The organism is Flavobacterium galactosidilyticum, from assembly GCF_020911945.1.
Taxonomy (GTDB): Bacteria; Bacteroidota; Bacteroidia; order Flavobacteriales; family Flavobacteriaceae; genus Flavobacterium; species Flavobacterium galactosidilyticum.
The window spans coordinates 2,398,422-2,420,464 of the sequence record NZ_CP087135.1; the positions used below are offsets into that span (position 1 = coordinate 2,398,422).

Below are 22,043 nucleotides of genomic sequence, written 5' to 3' on the forward strand. Positions count from 1 at the left end.
GTTCAATTTGTAGTGTTCAGTTTTGATAATGCTGAAATTATTACTCACATTCTTGATGCCTAACACTATATAATTGTCCTAATAATTTAATTCTGAGAATGTAAATAAAATTAGAGCTTTTCAGTTTTGTGGCTCTGAAAAAATGTCTTTGCAGTAAATAAAATAATTAAATGGAAAATTTCTCAAATGAAACAATTGATACTTCTCGTCTGCCTAAGTTTGAAGAAGTAGTTTTTACAGCTTTGCATCCTAAATATTTAAGAGTAGTTTTGATCAATTTGGCTGTTGTTATAGCAGTGTTTATTTTGGTACCTATAATGCTTTCTATATATAATCCAGACATCTTTTCTGGTCGATTATGGTTGATTTTAGGTGTGACAATTCCAGTTTTTTGTGCTTTGATTATACTTTTTTCCATTCTAGGATTTCAGAAAAAAGGTTTTGCATTTAGAGAGCATGATGTGTTGTATCGACACGGTGTTATTGCAACTAATACTATTGTAATTCCTTATAACAGAGTGCAACATGTGGCTTTGCATGAAGGATTAGTTTCGAGGTTTTTTGGTCTAGCAAAAATTGAGATTTTCACCGCTGGTGGAAGTTCAAGTGATATTGAAATTCCCGGAATTGAAAAAGAACAGGCAGAAAATATTAAACAATTGTTGATGGGTAAAATACAAAAATCGTTGTAATGGAAGAGCAATTTAATCAGCCTCAAAGACAGTCTCCTATTGGAGTATTGGTGATGTTTGTTGATACTTTACAGCTTTGGGCTCGTGGTTTATGGCCAGTAATACTTATTTACTTTGTTAAGTTTAAGCAATTAAATAGCGCTTATTTAGCTCTTGGTATCATTGCTTTTTTGCTTGTAATAGTTTTAGTTGCGTATTTAAAATATTTGAATTTCACTTTTCATTTGGATAGTAAAAATGAGGAGTTTATCATTAATGAAGGCGTTCTTAATAAAAAAAGAACAATTATTCAGCTAGAAAGGATTCAGCAAGTTGATATTAATCAATCATTTTTACAGCGTATAATTGGCGTTTATGAACTTAATGTTGATACTGCTGGAAGCGCTAAAAAAGAGGGAAGAATAAAAGCTATTTCGCACCCGCTTGCTGTGGCTTTAAAAACAAAATTATTAGAAAATGAAGTAAGGAATGTTACGTTAGTCAATGAGGAGGAGTTTTTAAAACCATCGATTGATTCTCAGAAGCCTTTTGTTAAAATTAGTTTTTTGAGTTTGTTAAAAGTAGGTATTACAACTAATTATGTAAAAACATTTGGATTGGTTTTGGCATTTTTAACTACAATATTTGATAGTGTTAAAAAAGTAATTCCTGAATATGAAGTTACTGATGAACAATTGGATAGTTATATTGATCAAAATTTAGCTTTTAGGTCGATAGCAATACTTTTTGTCGTAATGATAGGCTTAATCTTAGTTATCAATCTGATTCGAGTAGTTTTTAAATATTACAACTACCAAGTGATTAAGCACAATGATTCGTTATTTCTTTCTTTTGGATTATTAAATACCAAAAGTACAATTGTAAAGCCTGAAAAAGTGCAAATTGTAACAGTGACTAGAAATTATTTTCAAAAGAAAATGGATATTTTGGAGATAAAGATTAAGCAAGCTACAAGTGGAGACAGACAGAATAGTAAATCTATTATTGAAATTCCAGGATGCGACGAAAACGAGAAAACGGCTATATTTAAACTTCTATTTCATGTAATGCCTGAAAAGGGAATTCAGTTAAAGCCTAATTATCGCAAATTGGTTTTTTCAATTTTTGTGTGTATATTGATTCCTGTTGTACTGTTTTTTGTTTGTGCTAATTTTGTAGATCAAAGTATAATGGATTATGCTTTTGTAGTGTCGATATATGTAGTATTTATTGGGTTGATTATTTGTTTTGGATATCTAAACAACAGACTATATATTAGTGATGATTTTATCATTAAACAAAGTGGTGCGTGGGATATTGACAATGCGATTATTGATACTAAAAAAATCCAAGGAGTTACAACTTCTCAACTTTTTTGGCATAAAAAAGCTGATATTGGTTCAGTAATTATACACACAGCAGGCGGTGATTTAGCTTTTCAATTAGGAAATTTTACGATTTTAAAGCAACATATAAATCATTGGTTGTACAATATTGAAAGGTCGGAAAGTAATTGGATGTAATTTTTAATTTAATAATTCCTTTCATAGGTGTGCCTTTATGATTTAATGCCTTTGCAGTAAAAATAAAAATAAAAAATGATCTACCTTCGCGGTGAAAAAAATAAACGGAATAAAATGAAACATTGGATTGAAGCAGCACGATTAAGAACGTTACCTTTATCAGTATCGGGAATAATTGTGGGAAGTATGTACGCCTTGCGTCCTACAGATAATATCGAAACGCCTACAGATGTGTTTAGCTGGACTATTTTTGGTTTCGCTATTCTTACGACTTTAGGATTACAGATTTTATCTAATTTTGCTAATGATTATGGCGATGGAATAAAGGGAACTGATAATTCAGACAGAGTTGGGCCGCAACGCGCAATTCAAAGTGGTGCTATTTCGCCTCAAGCAATGAAAATAGGAATTGCCATTACTTCAGTTTTGACTCTTTTATCAGCCATAATATTAATCTACTTTGCTTTTAGCGATACTAATATTTGGTATTCTTTGTTTTTCTTGCTCCTTGGAATATTATCAATCGCTTCTGCAATTCGCTATACCGTTGGTAATACTGCTTATGGCTATCGAGGTTTTGGTGATGTGTTTGTTTTTGTGTTCTTCGGATTAGTAAGTACCATCGGTGTGAATTTTTTATATTCTGAGCAATTAGATTTTAATTTATTTCTGCCAGCTGCTGCAATAGGATTATTGAGTACAGGAGTGTTGAATTTGAATAATATGCGAGACGAAGCCTCTGACAGAAAATCAAATAAAAATACGGTAGTTGTTAAAATAGGAGGACAAAAAGCTAAGAAATATCATTACTTTTTAATTGTTACTGCAATGATTTTAGTTCTGCTCTTTGCAGTATTGAGTGACTATCGCTTCGATCAATATCTATTTGTATTGGCTTACATTCCTTTAATTAAGCATTTAAGAACTGTTTATAAGAATCAAGATCCTAGGGCTTTAGATCCTGAATTGAAAAAGTTAGCTTTAAGTACATTTGCACTTTCTATTTTATTGGCCCTGTGTATGGTTTCCTTAATTCCGGATTTAGTAGTGAATTTGTTTTTGGGAGGTAGATAAATTCAAATTTCAAATTTTATTTAAAAAATTTAATTTTAAAAATCAGTTATACTTTTAATGAAAAATAACAATTATCTAGTTTCAGCTGACTCATTGTTTATTTATATTTTAGGGATAATGGGAACGGTAGGAACAGGATTTAAAAGGATATTCAAATGAAAATAACATTTTACGGCCACGCCTCTTTGGGAATCGAAGTGAGTGGCAAACACATCTTAGTTGATCCATATATTTCTGCAAACCCAAAAGCGGCGCATATTGATATCAATACCTTGCAAGCTGATTTTATTTTGCTGACACATGCGCATGGCGATCATATTCTAGATGTCGAGGCGATTGCAAGCAGAACTAATGCGATTATTGTTTCTAATGCTGAGATTGCGGGATATTATGCTAACAAAGGCTTCCAATCGCATCCTATGAATCACGGTGGAAGTTGGAATTTTGATTTTGGAAAACTGAAATATGTAAATGCTATTCATTCTAGCTCATTTCCTGATGGAAATTATGGAGGAAATCCTGGCGGTTTTGTTATTGAAGGCGAACATAAAAACATTTATATCGCTGGTGATACTGCGCTTACCATGGACATGAAGCTCATTCCTATGCGTACTAAATTGGATCTAGCCATCCTTCCAGTAGGGGACAATTTCACGATGGATGTTGATGATGCAATTATCGCTTCTGATTTTGTAGATTGTGATAAGATTCTTGGATATCACTACGATACTTTTGGATATATTGAAATTGATCACGAAGCTGCTATTCGTAAATTTTTTGATAAAGGCAAAGATTTAATGTTATTAGAAATAGGTGCATCAATAGAGTTGTAGTTTTTTTTGGAGCTATTCCAGCTATCCGTTACAATCCATGCCCAAAAGCGTGGGATTTCCACTTCTATCTGGGCTAAAAACCAAGTCAATCAAGAACATGAATACGATAAGAATATTTTTTCTGCTTTTAATAACACTTGCATTTCATACCAGCTTTGCACAAAAAGACGGTTATTGGGACAAAACCCGAGCTACAACCGAAGAAATTACAGTTTCCGCAAGAAATAGAATCATTATTAAAACCCAAGATTTTCCAGAAGGAACTACCGAAGTCGTTTTTAGAATAACACTTTTGGATAAAAATCAGCAAATGGCTGGTAGCTTGGTTTCAGTTTTAAAATCAATTCCAGATCCTACAGGAATTACGCAAGGTTCAGCAGGAGCCGTTTTCATCTTATCTAAAATTTCAGGAGAAGATAAATGCAAGTATGCGATTTTCTCATCTGCAGATTTGGCTACAAAATATAAAGAAAACGGAAAAACGGATAACGCTTGTTTAGTGCAAGATACGCCTGTAAGCAAGGATGCGAAATTACTTTCTACAGAAAAATCAGCTTGTATGAAATCAAATTCCAGTAATTTATGGTTTGGTTTCGAAAGCAAGAATTGGATCATGAATCAAAAAGTTATTCTTGAAGTGGTGCCATGGGTAGATAATAAACTCAGTCGAGGTTGGACTACTGAAAACAAAAAATCAATAATCGAGCAATGTAAAACTTCTAATTTGGCTCAAAAAATGAGCAATTCAGACGACTTTTGTGTCTGTATATTGGATAAAATACAAACGAAGTATAAGTTCAAGGAATTTCAGAAATTACTTGCTGTAGAGCGTGCTAAAGCTTTCAAGGATTTTGGTAACAGTTGTTTTGGAGAAATTAATCTTTCAACGGCTGTTTATGAAGATTTACGTAAACAAGCTGCTTTGTTAGCAAAACAAGGAAAACAAGGTGAAGCTATCACGAAATTAGCAATAATAATTAATGATGGAAAAGCAACTGCATTAGACTATAATTCCATTGGGAGTAATTATATTTTGACAAAACAATATGGGAAAGCTATAAAATTCCTTAAGGAAGGCGAGAAGCTCGATGATGTTGAGCTATTGATAAAACTAAATTTAGCGCATGCCTATTTATTAAATGACAATTATTCATCGGCTAAAGCTATTTATAAGGAATACCAAGCTCAAAATGTAACGGATAGTTTGAGTTGGAATGAAAAAGTAAAACAAGACTTTGAGATATTCAAAAAAGTAGGAATTCAAAATAAGGATTTTGGAAGAGTTTTGAATTTGTTTAACTAGTGCGTCTCGTAATAAGTCGTTTCTGTTGCATCATATACTAGTATTATTTTAAATTTCTTTTTGAAACTTCCGAAAATCCTTAATGCCCTTTGTGGTTAAACAAAATATGAAAGCAAGCTATTACAAATACATACTCGATTTCAAAAGGCCTTCCGGCACTTCCCGCGGCGTGATGAATGAAAAAGAAACTTGGTTTATCATTTTAGAGCAAGATGGTAAAAAAGGAATAGGCGAGTGTGGAATTCTTCGGGGATTGAGTATTGATGATCGACCGGATTATGAAGAAAAATTACAATGGACATGTGCTAATATTCAGTTGGGAAAAGACCAGCTTTGGGAGGCTTTATTAGAGTATCCTTCCATCCAGTTTGGAGTCGAGATGGCGTTTCAATCTTTAGCTAGTGAAAACCCTTTTTTACTCTTTCCTTCTGACTTTACAAATGGAAAAAAATCCATGGTAATCAATGGGCTTGTTTGGATGGGAACTGAAGGTTTTATGAAGGAACAAATCGAGGAAAAACTGGCGGATGGCTTCACATGTATTAAACTGAAAATTGGCGCTATAGATTTTGATGTCGAACTGCAATTACTGCGCTTTATTAGGCAGCATTTTTCTCCAGAGCAAGTCGAAATTCGGGTTGATGCAAATGGCGATTTTGGTTTAGATATAGCTTTAGATAAATTAAAACAATTATCTGAATTTGAATTACATAGCATCGAACAACCGATACTAAAAAATAACACTGACAGGATGGCAGAACTGTGTAGAAGGAGCCCTTTTCCAATCGCGCTAGACGAAGAGTTAATTGGTGTGTTTACAGTAGCTGAAAAAGAAGATTTATTAGTCAAAATCAAACCACAATATATCATTTTGAAGCCCAGTTTTGTAGGTGGTTTTCGAGGAACTCAAGAGTGGATTTCGTTAGCGGAAAAGTATAAAATTGGGTGGTGGATTACCTCAGCTTTAGAGAGTAATATAGGGCTAAATGCTATTGCGCAATGGACTTTTTTACAACATAATTTGTTGCCTCAAGGACTAGGTACTGGGGCACTTTATACTAATAATTTTGATTGCCCTCTAGCGGTTTCTGAAGGACAATTGTGGTATGAAAAAGAAGTAAACTGGGAGTTCGATTTTAATGAATTTAGTAGTTTATAAATTATTAAAAAGTTGTAAAAAATAAATCTTTGGTTTCTTTATTATTTAAATAAAACAGCTAATATTTTATTATTTTAGGAATCTAACAAACGTCTGTGGTAATTTATTTGTCCTAAATGATAGGCAAGATGAGTTGACAAATGAACCAGAAAGAATTCGGTAGTAGTCTTAGATTCAAAAACTAAAATTGGATATTCTTGCTGCAGTATTTCTGGTGTTACAGTCTCGAGTGTTTTATTAAGTACAAGGATCGTTTCTTCGATTTTCTCTATCAATTCTGTTTTAGGGATATGCTTAAGTGAAAATTCTAGAGGTCTGTTTCTACTATAATTAGTTTTTCCGAGTTCAGATCCTATAAAATTATTGAGATTTCCTATCAAATGCAAACAAAGATTACCAGCTGAATTAGAGATTCCTTTTTCAATTTTCCAAAGATTATTTTCATTTTGGTACAACTCAATTTCCTGTTTTAGTTTATTGAGATCTCTGTTGAATAAGGTTTTTAGTGTTTCAATTTGCATTTTTATACTTTTTTAATGATGCTAAGGCTTGTTCTTCTATTTTCCTTTGGAAAAAACCAGTCCAACCGAATAAATATCCTTTTATTCCAAAAGCTTGTTTAGACCACTTCCAAAAGTCAAAATGATCGCTGTGTTTAACAATTAAACCGTCTTTAAAATGAAATTTAGAATGGACTTTATTGATTACTGTTCTATTCGTTTTGCTAAATTGATAAGTAGCAATCCACTTTGCTGAACCCATATATTCATCTGCTTTTACATCTGAAAATACAACTTTAATAGTTCCTTTACTTTTTTCAATAAGCATCTTCCACATTTGGCAAACATCATTTCCTATTAATAATCCAAAGGCTGGATCTATGAATTGAACATTTGGATGATAACATTCACACATAGTTTTTGCATCAGCATTTGCGAAAGCGGTGTAAAATTTGGTAATTGTTTTTTCGTTTGAAGTCATTCTGCAAAATTAATTGAATAGTAAAAATACTAATTTTTTTACAAAATAGGTAAATTGAAATCAAAATTGGAAGGAGAAAGTTTGATTTCATAAATAGAGTAGGAATTAGCTACTACATATTTAAACACTTAAAAATTGTCATTTTTATTTTTTGGCACAAAAAAAAGGATAGACTTTTAATTTTCTATCCTTTTATTCATTGCTGAAATTTATGCTATGCTAAGAGAGTTATTTGTTAGCAGGAATTATATCAATAATTACGGTACGATTATAAAAACGTTCCTCAGGAGTTTTGTTTTCAAAAGGAGCATTATTTTCATTTTCACCATATCCAGACACATCAAATTTGACATCTTTTCTTCCGGTTTTAGCTAAAGCTGCTTCAATAATATTTTTGGTATCGTTTGCACGAGAAAGAGATAGCTTTTGATTGTATGCTTCTTCACCAATGATATCAGTATGTCCTTTGATAATTACTGTTGCTCCAACAGGAATTTTAGGTGTTACCACTTCAGTAAGGTATTTTTCATACATCTTAATTGTTTTTGAAGTATTGAATTCATAGATAATACTGTATCTCATACCTTCTACAGTTTTTGCTGGAGTCCAAAGTACCATGTGAACTGGAGTTTCTTTCTCTACAATTTTACCACTTTTAGTTTGACCAATCATTTTTACAGTATAATCACCTTCTGGACGACTTCCTAAAATTGATTTTCCAGGGATTTTAACTTCATCTTCCGTATAAGGTCCAAATGCTTGTGCTTTTCCTTGTTCGTCTGCTACTTGTAATGACCAATAAGACAATGCTTCTCCAGCGCCTTTATTGTTGAAAGTTATATAGCTATCAATTGGTGCTTCTTGTGAAGTTACGATTTGTACTGGTTTCAATGATGCATCAGGACCACTTTGAAATTCCATTAATAAATCAGGAGAGTTACTTTCTATAGAAACTCTACGATCACCTTCACGTAATAAAACTAATTCTAATTTTGCACCTGGCTGTTCTGATGGAATGCTTGGTTTTTCTTGACCTTTAGTAGCGATTCTCGAAGCGGTAATATCAAACACGTTTACTAAGTAGCTTTTAACTGATTCAGCCATTTCAAGACCATCTGAATTTTCTTTATTCGAAGATCCTACTAATGTTATTGTCGCTGAAGGATTCTGTTGCATACGTTCTCCAAGAATGTTTAGTACATTGTAATACACTGTCATTTGGCGTTTAGAGCGATCTGCTAAGTTTTTAGGAGCAAACAATTCTAATTGATTTTCTTTGAAATTTGTGGCTTGAGTTTTATTTAAAACTACATAACGATTTGGAATTTCAGTAGATCCTTCATTAAAGAAAACGTAGTTTCTTAATGGAAAAACCTCAGTCATTCTGCTTTCACCAGGAATATTGCTAGGAGAGTTTACAGTAAATTGGACTTCACGATCTTTTATTATATCGGTTGCTTCTTGAATGTTTTTACCTTGTCCCATTTTAAGAGCGATACCAGCTCTAATAGTGGTAATATTCAACGTTTCAGTTGAACGAGGATTTTGACCAAAATAAGGTTGGAACGAAACAAAAGGAGATAGAATAAATTGCGTTTTTTTAGTATCTGCAGAAAGCGGAATATCATATCCTGCTCCAATTTGCATAGAAATAAGAGTTTTTTCAACGTTGTCTAAATCACCCGTCACTACTGCTGATGGAGTTTGATTTGGAAAAGCAGGATTTATGCCTAATTGATATTCAAAAGATTTGTTTAGGTTAAAAGCCAAACGTGGACCTCCATAAAGATAGAAGTTTGATTTGAATGGAGCAAAACGCAAGCTAGGTTCTACAGTAATATAACTAAGTTTAGTAGTTAAATCAGCAGGACAGTCACATGCTGTTTTTACTTGGTCAAAAGTACCTTTGCGGCTATCATAACCAGCTTGTAGCATCACTCCCCATTTAGAATTCGCCGGGCGATACTCTAAAAGTGGTGCAACGAAAAGTCCAACGCCGTCTCCATCACGAAATGTTGCAGGTGGTGTAAAACTAGCATTCAACTGATTTGTAGAGCCACGGTAGAAATTAAAATTTGCTCCACCAGCAACACCAAAGAACCAAGAAGGTTTTGCGTACTTTAGTTCTTGTGTTTGTTGTGCTGCGATTTCATTTTGAACACTTAAAAATGTCAGAAATGCTAATGATAGGCTTTTTATAGGTAAAGTATTAGCTGACCACGATTTACGAGGTGCCTTTTTATAATTTGTTATACTATTCATTTTGTTTGTTTTTTATAAAGTTTTAATATATCCCTCCCAAATTTGAGTGGGATGGATTATTAGTTTTATTTAGTTACTTGGAACGTTTACTGTTGTATTTACCATTGTTACAGATGCTACTAGAGAAATAGCTCTACCATTAAGCACTGTTTGAGCAGCATTTCCTGATGTTGAGAATGTAACTCCTGCATTAGCGATTATTGTTCCTACCATAACTCCACCACCAGCACCATTGATGGTTGCTGCAGTACCTACGTACCAGAATACATTTTTAGCTAATGCTCCATTTTTCATTATAATACTTTTCGCTCCTGTTGGTCCAGCAATTCCTACTGTAAGTCCAGCTGCAGTTTGAAATATCCACGTTGCATTAGGATCTCCTTGGGCATCTAATGTTAAGTTACCATTGCTTATTTTGAACGTACCGCTAGCTGATTTATAAACTCCCGGAGCTAGTGTAAGTCCACCTAATTCACCGGCTCCTGGATCAATACCACCTGGTTTTGAAGCTGGAGAAATACTGAGATAAGCAGCATTTGCGTCAAGCAATCCTTGGCTTGCCACTGCAAATGAAGTTGCTGTTCCTGGAGCGGGAGGTGCAGTGTAAATTCTTCCTGTAACATTACCTACATTTAAAGGAGTTTCAGTGTAAATAGCATTAGCATCATGAAATCCTGTTACTAATGTTGATGCAGCTGTAGTTCCAAGACTACCATTATTAATTACAGTATTCAGTCCTTGATTAGTTATTCCAGCGTTTCCACCAAAAGCACCAAACATTGCAGCTGTACCAAGACTTATTGATGGTGGTAAAACCACAACTGGAGGTGTTACTGTAGTAGTAAAGTTCCAAACATAATTAGTAGCTAATGGAATTCCTGCAGTATTTTTAGCAGCTATTGTTATTGTAGCTGTGTAAACTTTCCCTTCTTGTAAAGCTACTGTAGGATCAAATGAAGCGGTAACTCCTGAATAAGAAACCGTTCCTAAAACTGCTGTTGTTCCTTGTTTTAAAGTAAAAGAAGAAGCGTTGATAGTTGCTGGATCCATTGCTACACTAAAATTAGCAGTTATCGTTTTTAAAAGATTTACATTTATTACATTATTTAAAGGGTCAGTAGCAATAATAGTTGGGTTAATTCCTGTTTTAAAAGTCCACACATAATTAGCTAATAATGCTGTATCTGAAGAGTTTTTTGCTCCATTGGTTATTGTAGCGGTGTATGTAGTATTAGCATCTAAAGCAATTGTAGGTGTAAACGATACCGTTGAACCACTATATGAAATAGTTCCAAGCACTGTGTTTACTCCTTGTTTTACTGTAAAAGTGCTAGCGTTAAGCGTTGATGGATTCATAGGCATATTAAAAGTAGCCGAGATGACTTTGTTCAAAACTACGTCAGTACCATTGTTTATTGGATCAGTACTAATAACAATTGGTCTTAAAATTAAACCAGTTGTAAATGCCCAAACATAATCAGTTTGCAGAGCGTTGCCCATTAAGTCCTTAACAGTAGTTTTTACTCTTCCTGTATAGGTTGTGTTTTCAGCTAAAGGCGATGATGGTGTGAAAGTAGCTGTTTTACCAGAATAGGTTACTATTCCTGCTACGAGACTAGATCCAGTCAAAGTTATAGAAGATTGAGTAATTGATGCAGGATCCATCTCTTCATTAAAAGTGATAGTAACAACATTATTTACTGGCACTGCTAAAGCATTCAATACTGGAGTGGTGAATTCTACTATAGGACAGATTCCAACTTTCTCTTGGAAATCATCGCTTGCGCATCCTGAAACTAATGCAATAAATAGTATTGCATAGCTTAAAATCAATTTTTTTGTTTTCATTTTTATCATTTTGGGATTTAAGTATTTTGTACCCCAAAGGTGATTTATAAAACGGTTGAAAGACTTACACTATTAAATATAAAACTTGTGAAATTCACTTAATTTTTTTTATTTTATGAAAAATCATTCGAATGTGACCGTTTATTTTTACTGATAATTATATAGATTAGAAAACATAGAAAGTTCTATGAATAATGCTAAAAAGGCATTGAAGAATAAAAAAACGCATTAAAAATTAACAGTACTATCTCTACTTTGGTGACATGCAGCATTTCGTACGTAGTTCTAATATAGAGTTGGGAAGAAATTTAACGTAAGAATAATTATTTTTACGAAGTTGTTAAAATGAATTAGAGTTTCTCATTTTTCATTTGTTTGAGCTTGTAAGTTAAAATTGTTAACTCAGTAGTGAAAGTATCTAACGAGATTACAGACTGTTTTACATTCTAAAAATTTTTTAAAGCTCTTCATTTGAATTTGTAGAATGCTATAGTAGGATGGAGATACCTAGGATAATTACAATTGGCTGTCTTACTTTAAGATAAGTCATAAATATGAGTTCTTCTACTCTTATTTTGTACTCTATTTTATGTTTTCTTGCCAAATTAAGCTCGTTGCTTCTATTTTGGAGTTGCAAAGTGTGTTTTTTTTTCATGATATTGAAACGCTAGCTCTTTATTGGCAATCAATAGTTCAGCAGTTAGATTTTCTTTTTCCTGATAGTGAAAAATGAGTTTATTATTAACTAATATTAATTTTGCTTCATGCTTTTTTTGACAGACTACTTGTTCATTAGCTTATTTTAATTTAACTTAAGATTTTACTACGGCGCTTTCTGCAAAAAAAAGTACTCTTTATCAGATAATGCCATAGTGGGATCAGTTCTTTTATCAGTCAATTGTTTAGTAATTAACTGTTCTTTACTAGGTCATCACCTTGAATAACTGTTTTCATGATTTATATAATACTTATATTAATAGAAAAAACTTCCCAAAAGAAATTGGAAAGTTTATGATTTTTATAGCATTATAATATATGTAAGGTGTACGCTAAAATGGTTAAAAATGCTATAATTAATTTTCTATAGTTTTTTCCGTACGCTTACTAACTGCTGTTGTTATTACAAATTGTAATAGTGTTCCCAATATCCTTTTTACGGGACTATGAGTAGAGCCTATTAAAACTTTTTTACTTAAATAACCAGTCGCTAATCCTACTACATTACTAACAACATTAGTTCTAAATTCAGACGAGTTAGCTATTTGACCAAATGCTTTTTTTATCAAGTTAGCTGGCTTAAGGCTTTCATATGTATAAAAGTATTGGTCCTTAAGTTCTATTAATTCATGTTCTTGCTTACGCTTCAATAATGCTATGGCTTCTTTTAAAGTGCTAGTGTGATTAATCTTTTTCATATTAGCTTTTTTTAAGCATTCTTTCAATTATAAAATTACTTACTGGAAGTTTAATTAGAGGATCTCTGAAGATGTAAAGTAGAATGGAAATAATTAAATAGATACCTGAAACAATAAAGAATCCGTAGTAATCCTTTCCTAATAATTCACCAACCCATAATGATAAACCAATGTTTACTAAAAAGGCAAACATCACAAAAACAATAGAAACAGCTCCACGTGATAGCATTGAAGATGCAACGTCAGCCGTTTTATCCACTGCTTTCAATTTCATTAATTCTGCTGTTGTTCTCGTATAGTCTTCGGCTTTTTCAAAAAGCGTCTCTATTGTTGATGTGTTGTTTTCCATGATATAAATTTTAAAATAATAACTATTGTAATACGGTATTAGTTATTTTTAATATCGTTTTTTACTTCGTTGTATTTTGATTTTCCTTCAGCGATTAGATCCTGACCTTCATTTTTTGCATCTTGGAATTTTGATTTTCCTTCAGCATACAAGCTTTCACCTTCTCTTTTTAATTTATCGTATTTGCTAGAAACCGTTCCTAACAAACTGTCAAGTTTGTCTTTTAGTTCGTCAGCATAGTCGTTGCTTTTCTCCATGATTTTTTTTCTTGTTTTGTCCCCTTTTTCAGGTGCAAACAATACTCCTAATAATGCTCCAACTGCAACTCCACCTAAAACTCCTAATATTATTTTATCTGCTTTCATAGTTGTTAATTTTTATTGTTATTTAATTTTTTTTTTAATTGTTTAAATTTATTTATACGCTCCTTCCAGAGATTAGTCTAAATAGTATTGCAATAACTGCAATAACAAGAAGTACGTGAATGATTGATCCTAAGCTAAATGCGAAAAATCCGATTGCCCAAAAGATGACTAGTATTACTGCTATTGTATAAAGTAGATTACCCATGTTTTTTTATTTTAAAGAGTTAATAATTAATTACTGTTTAATCAATTGCATCATACTTTCCTCCCAGAGATAAGTCTAAATAGAATTGCTATTACAGCAATAACAAGTAAAATATGAATTATAGATCCCGCACTGTAAGCGAAGAATCCTATCGCCCAAAATATAACTAAGATTACCGCGATAGTGTAAAGTAAATTGCTCATGATTTCTAGTTTTTTATGATTAATTATTTTTTTTTTTAGTTTAATCGTAATCCAACGTAAACGCTTAATACACTATTTTTTGCATCTGGAAAAGTATAATCAGTTCCTGCGTAGTTTCTTTCTTTTCCTACATTAGTTAAACCATAGTTATAACGCACTCCAAAGTTTAGTGCATCTAAATCTACCCCTAAACCTCCAGCAATACCTGCATCAAACTTGTTAAAATCATTAGTGTCTAATTGATTTTGAGAAGAGAAGATGTTCGAATCTGTTTCTGTTTTTCCACTCACCATATAAGCTGCATAAGGACCTACATGAACATTGAAGTTATCCGTGATATTCATTACTAATAGCACAGGAACTTCAATATAATTGACATTGAATTTAGCTGTACCATTTGCAAAAGCATTATTGTACACTAGTTCAGCTCCTTTAGTGGTGTAGCTAATCTCTGGTTGAATAGCAATACCTTTTGCGACTGGAAATTTAGCATACAAACCTGCATTAAAACCTGTTAATACATTATTGTCGTCTACTTGATCAGTATATAAGTTCGAGAAATTTAACCCTCCTTTAAAACCAAAAGAAGCTGTTTTTTCCTGTGCTTGAATTCCTGAGATAGACATTAAACCCAATGCTAATGATGCGAAAATTAATTTTTTTGAATTTTTCATTTTTGTTTATTTTTGATTGAATTATTATATTACAAAGATCAGAAGTTAACAGATGTTTATTGTTACAAGACTTTTTGTTAATTTTACAAAATTCACACTTTCGTCCTGATTTATGCTTTATAAAATCATATAAATGGCTTTGGTTTAGTGAGTTGATATAAAAAAGGCGAGTTAAAAACTCGCCTTTTAAAAATTGTATTAATTTTTGACTGTAAAGTTTTTAAGCGATTCGCCTAAATCTTCCATGTCACGGTTATATTCTTTTTTGAACGATTGCCAATCACTATTTGCATCATTCTTGTACATTTCTAATTTACTTTTTATCTCTTTGTTTTTCATTTCCAGTTCAACAATTTTTTTCTGATATTCAGAATCGATTGTTTTTCCGGTTTTTTTCAGATCAGCTTTCATATCTGCAATGCGCTTTTCGTTTAGAGAGATAGCTGCATTTGTACTATCCTTAAAAGCTTTCCATTCTTCTTCCGTTGCAGCTCTTCTTGCATCAGAAAGTTCTACTTTAGCGTCATTAAGATCTTCTTTAGCCTCTTGTACATTTTCTTTAGCTTCATTTTCTTCCTTTGAAGCATCTTTACATCCTACTAATACTGTTCCAGCTGTCATTGTTAATAAAGCTAGACTTAAAATTGTTTTTCTCATGTCGATTTATTTTTAGTGTTATTTAAATAGGTTAATTTTTGTTGTAATATTTTGAATTAAAAAAGTTAAAAGATTTTATGCAAAAGAGAATACTGTTAATAGAGTAGGTTATTTATTGGATATAACTTTAGAGTCCTCTATTAACTCTCATTTTCATTAGAGACCATCAAATATTTTGATTAATTCTTCTCTTGTCTTTCCTAATTTATCCTGGCATTTATTTAACATTTCTTCTTTCTTGTCTTCTGAGAAGATTGATATGTTATCTGTTAGCAAGGCAAATTTTTCTTTTAATTTTTCTTTCTGTTGTTCCCAGTTTCCTTGCAGCTCCATCGAATCCATATATATTGTATTACAGTTAAAATAATTCTAATTACAAATTTGGCTTGATTTTGTAAATCATCTGTTATATAACTTTTAGAAATACTTGCTTTATTCACAGATTTTGAAAAAAAATGACTATTCGCTATAGATCTAATAATAAATCTTTTTAACGAATAGTCAGTAATGGTTCTCTTATCAAAATAGTAGAGTTCAATTTTCTTATTTATTTTATCTTACATGGTTAGTATTTTATATACTACTGTCCTTCTTGCTGGACATATTTTATTAAGATTTTAGATAAAGATTGGTAATAATCTTCTAATACTTTTCGATTAATTTCTGGGCTGCTCTTATCAGGAATGGTTATGGTCAACTCATCTAAATATTTAATAAGCTCTGGATGCTCGTTACGTATTTTCATTGTGATTTCTAGAATATCGTCGTTAAGTTCTTTTTCAGTTTTCATAATCTTAGTTTATAATTCATAAAAAATTCTTCATTTATTCATTCAAGTAGCAGCTGGTCTATAGTATCACTATTGTATTTGGCTAGAAACATATTTTTTAACAATGTTCGACAGCGTCTCGTGATAGTCCTGCAGTATTTTGATGTTTATTTCTGGTTTACTAGTATCAGGAATAGTCACCGGTAGTTCTGATAAATACTTAGCGAGTTCAGGATACTCATTGTATATTTTCATAGTAATATCAAGGATCGCTTTGTTGAGCTCGTTTACAGATTTCATAATGGTCGATTTACTAACTTAAAAATTATTTATCAATATCCTTACTCTCTCTAATAGATGCTGACTTTTAATTCACTGTTAAGATACCACTTAAATACCATAAAGCTATTGAATATCAGTTATTTTAAAGAATCGTTTTCAGTATCCATCTTTAATTCTCGCTTCATCGCCGCTTCTTCTAATGCATCCAGCTCATCTTGTTTTTTATCTTCTTCCTTTTGTTTTTTCTTGAAGAAACCTCTTAATAGGAAATTGTGTTTCGCAGCTTCTATTACTTCATTAAGTCCTTTAGTAGCCGTCTTCACATTAGTCAACGATGAGTCAATAACTTTACCCATTCGTTCATCACTAACTAATTTAGACAAAGCGCCCTTGCCATTATTCATATTGACTGTAAACCTTTTGAATTCACTAGTGCTGTTTTCTAAATTTAAAATAGTGTTCTTGATGCTGTTTCCAAACTGCTCATCAGAAACAAGTTTTGATAAAGCACCATTTCCATTGTTCATGCTAGAGCTAAACTGAGCCAACTCAGCAGTAATTACAGCGGCGTTATCTACACTTTTTTTAACGCTTACCATCAAATCATCCATTTCTACTGATTTCTTAGACTTAATGTAATCATTATTTTCCACCAGTACGTTTGAGTTTTTTCCAGCATTGAGAACTAAAACTTTATCACCCATCAAACCATCTGAACTAATACTTGCAAAAGCATCTTTCTTGATGAATTGACGAACCTCCTCTTTTATCACCATTTTAATCACAACAGTAGTATCTGTTAGAAAGTCAATGTCATCAACTGTACCAACATTTATCCCAGATAAACGCACATTGTTTCCTATCGCAAGACCGCTTACTGAATTAAATTTTGAATACAATTCAAATGTAGAGCCAAACAAATTCTTTTGCTTTCCAACAAAATAAATTGTTCCTACAAAAAGAACTAATCCTAGAACTACGAACATTCCTAATTTCCATTGATATCCAGATTCTTTCATCATCTTTATTTTATTTTATATTTTTTTAATTAAAGGAAAAAGGAGTGTACCCACTCATCCTCGCTATTTTCTAATTCTTCATAGGTTCCTTCAGCATGTATAACACCCTCTTTTAGCACCATTAATCTATTCCCGGTTAGTTTGGCGCAAGGCATATCGTGCGTAATTATGATGGAAGTGGTTTTATATTTTTTCTGGATCTCATTTATTAATTCACTGATTTCACGTGATGTTATTGTATCTAATCCCGTGGTTGGTTCATCATACAATATAATTTCAGGTTTCAGTATCAATGTTCGTGCTAAGCCAATTCTTTTACGCATTCCACCTGATAATTCCGATGGCATTTTATCAATTGCTTCTACTAATCCTACATTTTCTAGAATATCTTTGATTTGATTTTCCACTTCCTCCTCAGAAAGGTCTTTAGCATGTCTTCTTAAAGTGAATCCCAAATTCTCTCTAACGCTCATAGAGTCATATAGAGCTGCGTTTTGGAACAAAAACCCAATTCGGACTCTAATTTCATTTAGTCCTGAATTATCTAATTTGGTGATATCAGTTCCAAAAACATTTATTTCACCTTGGTCGATACCCATTAATCCGACAATGCATTTGATAGTTATCGATTTGCCTGAACCAGATTTTCCTAATATGACTAGATTTTCCCCTTTATTTACAGTAAGGTTAACACCTTTTAATACTTCGTTAGTTCCAAAGGCCTTATGAAGATCTATTATTTCGATTACAGGGTCATTTGATTTTGAATCAGTAGTAACTTCTTGTATGTTAAGTTCTTCTCTCATGCTATAAAAATAAATCAGTTAGTTGCACTGCGATCATGTCGATAATAAATATAGAAAGAGAGGCAGTAACAACAGCTGAATTAGCTGCTTTACCAACGCTTTCGGTTCCATTAGCAGCATTATAACCTTTGAAACAGCCTATCATTCCAATAAAAAATCCGAAGAAGAATGTTTTCATAGTTGCTGGAAAAATATCTGAAAATGTAATTGCCTCTAAAACCTGCGATAAATAGCGATATAAGTTAACATCGCCGTGAATATTTATCCCTATGTAACCACCAATAACACCAATAGCATCTGAATAAATCACTAACAAAGGGATCATTAAGGTTGTAGCTAAGATTCGTGTCACTACTAAGTATTTAAAAGGATTTATAGCTGAAACTTCCATAGCATCAATTTGTTCTGTCACTTTCATAGATCCTAATTCAGCGCCAATTCCTGAAGAAACTTTTCCAGCGCAAATTAAAGCTGTAATTACTGGTGCAATTTCTCGAATTAGTGATAAAGCAACCATACTTGGCAACCAAGATTCAGCACCAAACTTGGCTAATGTAGGTCTTGATTGTAGTGTTAGTACTAAACCCATTATGAAGCCCGTTATAGTTACAAGTGGCAATGATTTATAACCAATTATATAACATTGTTTTATGAATTCCTTCATTTCATAAGGCGGTTTAAGGACTTCTCTAAAAAATCGAGTAGCAAATAGTGTTACCTCTCCGATATCATTAAAATTATCTTTCATGTACACCGTTATGCTTTCCTTTTTATCTGCTAGCGTATTACTCATTTATAATTGATTTTATAATTTGTACCTATTTATTTTAAACATTTATGATCTGATATTGACAACAATTGCTATTTTGATTGTTTACTAGTAAATGATTTGTCCGAACAGCGTTTTATATTTACTCATGCTTGTTAAAAACTCAGTTCTGCATAAAAAAAATGTTAGAATTTGTAATCTGCAGTAGGCTGGGGGAGATACAGACTATTGATTTTTTTTTTTTAGCTTTAGTGCCTTTTGGAATTTTGAATTTTAAAAGACGACTTTTAAAACTTGTATTTTTTAGCAGATTCGCAAAGTAAAATTCTTGTCATATCAAAATTTGGATTTTTTTTGGTTGCAATAAATTATACGTGTTTTGATCTCATTCAGATTTTAATAAAAGTCAAATTTAATATACTATATCCATGATCAAGAAATCGCAGAACGCATTCACTAAATGTTACTTTTTTATTACCTTAAAATTTATTAGTAGTCAATACCATTTGGTATCCAGGGTAAATCACATCCTGATTTTCTTCAGCAGTTATAAAAACTTTTGTTGGTTGAAATGAAGTTACTGTTTCAAAAGAGGCTTTAAGTTTTGAGGATATAAATCCAGTATTACTTTTAATCTGACCAATGTTTTTAATTCTATTTTCTTCAGTTTCGATCCAAACTACATAAACATTTTTTGCAGGTTGTAGTCGTTGAACCTCTGCTAAATTTGATATTTTTATCTTGATAGCGTAATTTTTATTATTGTCTTTCTTGATCGTCACTATACCTTGCGCTGCAGGTACAACTGTTGAATTCTGAAAGGCAATTTTCTGAGAACATGATGTGAACGATGCAAATGAAATAATTGTTAGCATTGTCAACAAAAGTCTTCTGATTCTTGTATTGTAATGAATAACCATTGTGTTTTGCTTTTTTTAGTTTATTATATACAAATTTCACTAAAAGAGAATGTTATCTGTTATACAAAAAGAAGGAAAAGTTACATTATTCACTTATAACTGACTTAAGTTTTAGCAGCCGATTCTATTTCTTTTTTCCTGCAACTAATAATACGACACCACCAATAGCTAAACCAATACCTAATATAGGCGACCAGGCCATAGGATGATCAACTTCTTTGCTAATTTCTATTGGTCCTATATCAACTACTTTTTCAGTTGTTTTAAAGTTAAAACTATTGTACGCTACCATAATTACTCCGATAACAATTAATACGATTCCTATACCTTGTGTGTTCATGTTTTCTGTTTTTAAAATAATCATAAATTAATTTTGTTTTTACTTAGCAATTCCGAATTATACGTTCGTCCAATCTATTTATTATCTGAGTGTTATAAAAAAAATGGACTGCTGATTACAGCAGCCCATTTTTAACCAAATAAAAACCTAACCTTACTTTTTTTATTTTTCGTAGCTCATTTTCAGTTCTACTCTTCTGTTTTTTGCACGTCCTAACGCTGTAGCATTAGATGCAATAGGTTTGCTTTCGCCGAATCCAATTGCTTTTACTCTTGATTCAGAAACTCCTTTTTTCATCAGATATTCTTTTACTGAATCGGTGCGTTTTTGCGACAGTTCTAAGTTAAAAGCATCGCTACCATTACTATCTGCATGACCTTCGATAACTAAATTAGAAGCATCGTATTTATTAATAAGAGTTACTAACTCATCTAATTGTACTAATGAAGCTACTTTTAAAGTGGCACTGTTGTTTTCAAAGAATATCTTACTTCCTAAATACGTTATTCGTTCCACATCTTTCTTAGCAATTTCAGGACAACCTTTGTTTTCAATTGTTCCTTTTACAGTAGGGCAACGGTCATCAATATCAGCTACACCATCTCCGTCAGTATCTGGGCATCCTTTTAAACTTGCTGGACCAGCAACATCAGGACAACGATCGATATCATTAGGAACGCCATCGTTATCATTATCTAAAGCACAACCAGAAGCATCAACTTTAGTTCCTTTAGGTGTGTTTGGACATTTATCATTGATATCTGCTACGCCATCTCCGTCACTATCTGGACATCCTTTTAATGATGCAATTCCTGCAACATCCGGACATGCGTCTAAATAATCAGCAACACCATCATTGTCTCTGTCTAAAGGACAACCGTTAGCGTCAACAGCTACTCCTGTTGGTGTGTCTGGACACATATCATTGCGATCTGTTACTCCGTCGTTATCTGCGTCTTTCTTATTTCCTAAATTAAAAGTCAAACCAGCCATGTGAGATAAGTAAGCATCTTTTTTACCTGCAATTACTCCGTCTCTGCGGTCTTTGTTAGAAAAACTAAATGTTTCCTGTAAATTAAGTGTAATTACATCTGTTAATCTAATGTTGAATCCACCACCTGCAGTAGGTAAAGCATAGTCTATTCTATCTTGATCAAAATTTACATCATTGTCAAACAAAATAGCGCCAACTCCTGCAAAAGCATAAGGTCTAACAATTGATTCAGGACCTGTCATGTTAAATCTTAAATTTAACGCAACTGAGTTAAAATCACTTTTAAAGTTTCTTATTGCAGTATCATGGTATCCAATTGTACCTTTAGAAGCTAAAAAGTTCAAGTCAAAATAACGACCTAAATACCTGGAAACAGAAATACCCCCAAAACCATAAAATGCTTTATCAGTTTTATAAAAGTTATTTCCTAAATCACCTTGATACTGAGTTACTCCAGCATGAAGACCAATATTCCAAGGTTTATCTTCAGTTTGAGCTTTCGCGATATATGTAAATGCTAGGCATGTACATAATAATAAGATTTTTTTCATTTTATTTGTTTTAATTGTTTAGGCAAATTTCAAAAACAGTACATTGATATTTGTTGCAGAAATAATTATAC

General features: G+C 32.4%; 26 protein-coding genes. 6 read left to right on the forward strand and 20 right to left on the reverse strand.

All coding sequences use genetic code 11. The annotated features are described in order from the left end of the window. Positions 1-170: 170 nt before the first annotated feature. From LNP27_RS10400 to LNP27_RS10425, 6 genes are all read left to right on the forward strand, one after another. Positions 171-692, forward strand: a complete 522-nt coding sequence (locus LNP27_RS10400) for a PH domain-containing protein (protein ID WP_229941546.1) — start codon at positions 171-173, stop codon at positions 690-692. Beyond that, entirely contained in the window at positions 692-2,194 is a 1,503-nt protein-coding gene (locus LNP27_RS10405; RefSeq protein ID WP_229941547.1) for a PH domain-containing protein, read from the forward strand. The genes LNP27_RS10400 and LNP27_RS10405 overlap by 1 nt, the downstream gene beginning before the upstream one ends. Positions 2,195-2,308: 114 nt before the next feature. After that, on the forward strand, positions 2,309-3,268 hold the full coding sequence (gene menA, locus LNP27_RS10410; protein ID WP_229941548.1) for a 1,4-dihydroxy-2-naphthoate octaprenyltransferase: 960 nt from the start codon (positions 2,309-2,311) through the stop codon (positions 3,266-3,268). 155 nt (positions 3,269-3,423) lie between these two features. Further along, positions 3,424-4,101, forward strand: a complete 678-nt coding sequence (locus LNP27_RS10415; protein WP_229941549.1) for a metal-dependent hydrolase — start codon at positions 3,424-3,426, stop codon at positions 4,099-4,101. 97 nt (positions 4,102-4,198) lie between these two features. After that, positions 4,199-5,404, forward strand: a complete 1,206-nt coding sequence (locus tag LNP27_RS10420) for a tetratricopeptide repeat protein (RefSeq protein ID WP_229941550.1) — start codon at positions 4,199-4,201, stop codon at positions 5,402-5,404. A gap of 106 nt (positions 5,405-5,510) precedes the next feature. Beyond that, on the forward strand, positions 5,511-6,563 hold the full coding sequence (locus LNP27_RS10425) for an o-succinylbenzoate synthase (RefSeq protein ID WP_229941551.1): 1,053 nt from the start codon (positions 5,511-5,513) through the stop codon (positions 6,561-6,563). A 74-nt stretch (positions 6,564-6,637) separates the two neighbouring features. On the opposite strand, the gene LNP27_RS10430 is transcribed toward LNP27_RS10425, so the two are convergent. The 20 genes from LNP27_RS10430 to LNP27_RS15275 form a co-directional block, all read right to left on the reverse strand. Continuing rightward, entirely contained in the window at positions 6,638-7,084 is a 447-nt protein-coding gene (locus LNP27_RS10430; RefSeq protein ID WP_229941552.1) for a DUF1572 family protein, read from the reverse strand. Continuing rightward, a complete protein-coding gene (locus LNP27_RS10435) occupies positions 7,074-7,544 on the reverse strand; it encodes a nuclear transport factor 2 family protein (RefSeq protein WP_229941553.1) in 471 nt (156 codons plus the stop codon). The genes LNP27_RS10430 and LNP27_RS10435 overlap by 11 nt, the downstream gene beginning before the upstream one ends. 228 nt (positions 7,545-7,772) lie before the next feature. After that, the gene (locus LNP27_RS10440) at positions 7,773-9,806 is read right to left on the reverse strand and encodes an outer membrane beta-barrel protein (RefSeq protein ID WP_229941554.1); all 2,034 of its coding nucleotides are present in this window, start codon (positions 9,804-9,806) and stop codon (positions 7,773-7,775) included. 69 nt (positions 9,807-9,875) lie between these two features. Beyond that, positions 9,876-11,654, reverse strand: a complete 1,779-nt coding sequence (locus tag LNP27_RS10445; protein WP_229941555.1) for an Ig-like domain-containing protein — start codon at positions 11,652-11,654, stop codon at positions 9,876-9,878. A gap of 1,073 nt (positions 11,655-12,727) precedes the next feature. Next, on the reverse strand, positions 12,728-13,069 hold the full coding sequence (locus LNP27_RS10450; RefSeq protein WP_229941556.1) for a hypothetical protein: 342 nt from the start codon (positions 13,067-13,069) through the stop codon (positions 12,728-12,730). A gap of 1 nt (position 13,070) precedes the next feature. Continuing rightward, positions 13,071-13,418 carry a hypothetical protein gene (locus LNP27_RS10455; protein ID WP_229941557.1) on the reverse strand — a complete coding sequence of 116 codons (348 nt, stop codon included), beginning with the start codon at positions 13,416-13,418 and terminating at the stop codon, positions 13,071-13,073. 38 nt (positions 13,419-13,456) lie between these two features. Then, complete coding sequence (locus LNP27_RS10460) at positions 13,457-13,783, reverse strand: YtxH domain-containing protein (RefSeq protein ID WP_229941558.1); 327 nt, start codon at positions 13,781-13,783, stop codon at positions 13,457-13,459. Positions 13,784-13,835: 52 nt separating this feature from the next. Next, the gene (locus LNP27_RS10465; RefSeq protein ID WP_139257287.1) at positions 13,836-13,988 is read right to left on the reverse strand and encodes a lmo0937 family membrane protein; all 153 of its coding nucleotides are present in this window, start codon (positions 13,986-13,988) and stop codon (positions 13,836-13,838) included. A gap of 50 nt (positions 13,989-14,038) precedes the next feature. Continuing rightward, positions 14,039-14,191 (reverse strand): lmo0937 family membrane protein, encoded by a 153-nt coding sequence (locus LNP27_RS10470; RefSeq protein ID WP_139259470.1) that lies wholly within the window; start codon positions 14,189-14,191, stop codon positions 14,039-14,041. A gap of 35 nt (positions 14,192-14,226) precedes the next feature. Next, a complete protein-coding gene (locus LNP27_RS10475) occupies positions 14,227-14,865 on the reverse strand; it encodes a porin family protein (RefSeq protein WP_229941559.1) in 639 nt (212 codons plus the stop codon). A gap of 198 nt (positions 14,866-15,063) precedes the next feature. Continuing rightward, positions 15,064-15,522 (reverse strand): sll1863 family stress response protein, encoded by a 459-nt coding sequence (locus tag LNP27_RS10480; protein WP_229941560.1) that lies wholly within the window; start codon positions 15,520-15,522, stop codon positions 15,064-15,066. Positions 15,523-15,678: 156 nt separating this feature from the next. Continuing rightward, entirely contained in the window at positions 15,679-15,855 is a 177-nt protein-coding gene (locus LNP27_RS10485) for a CsbD family protein (protein WP_229941561.1), read from the reverse strand. Positions 15,856-16,102: 247 nt separating this feature from the next. After that, positions 16,103-16,312, reverse strand: a complete 210-nt coding sequence (locus LNP27_RS10490) for a hypothetical protein (RefSeq protein WP_229941562.1) — start codon at positions 16,310-16,312, stop codon at positions 16,103-16,105. A gap of 69 nt (positions 16,313-16,381) precedes the next feature. Continuing rightward, entirely contained in the window at positions 16,382-16,591 is a 210-nt protein-coding gene (locus LNP27_RS10495) for a hypothetical protein (RefSeq protein WP_229941563.1), read from the reverse strand. A gap of 119 nt (positions 16,592-16,710) precedes the next feature. Next, positions 16,711-17,595, reverse strand: coding sequence for an MlaD family protein (locus LNP27_RS10500; protein WP_229941564.1), 885 nt, complete (start codon positions 17,593-17,595; stop codon positions 16,711-16,713). A 26-nt stretch (positions 17,596-17,621) separates the two neighbouring features. After that, positions 17,622-18,398 (reverse strand): ABC transporter ATP-binding protein, encoded by a 777-nt coding sequence (locus LNP27_RS10505; RefSeq protein ID WP_229941565.1) that lies wholly within the window; start codon positions 18,396-18,398, stop codon positions 17,622-17,624. Between the two features lies 1 nt (position 18,399). Then, on the reverse strand, positions 18,400-19,191 hold the full coding sequence (locus LNP27_RS10510) for an MlaE family ABC transporter permease (protein WP_428979003.1): 792 nt from the start codon (positions 19,189-19,191) through the stop codon (positions 18,400-18,402). 455 nt (positions 19,192-19,646) lie between these two features. Next, on the reverse strand, positions 19,647-20,087 hold the full coding sequence (locus LNP27_RS10515; protein ID WP_229941566.1) for a hypothetical protein: 441 nt from the start codon (positions 20,085-20,087) through the stop codon (positions 19,647-19,649). A 124-nt stretch (positions 20,088-20,211) separates the two neighbouring features. Then, positions 20,212-20,427: a hypothetical protein gene (locus LNP27_RS10520; protein ID WP_229941567.1), complete on the reverse strand. Its 216-nt coding sequence runs from the start codon at positions 20,425-20,427 to the stop codon at positions 20,212-20,214. A gap of 162 nt (positions 20,428-20,589) precedes the next feature. Continuing rightward, positions 20,590-21,972, reverse strand: a complete 1,383-nt coding sequence (locus LNP27_RS15275) for an OmpA family protein (protein WP_305070163.1) — start codon at positions 21,970-21,972, stop codon at positions 20,590-20,592. Between the last annotated feature and the right edge of the window lie 71 nt (positions 21,973-22,043).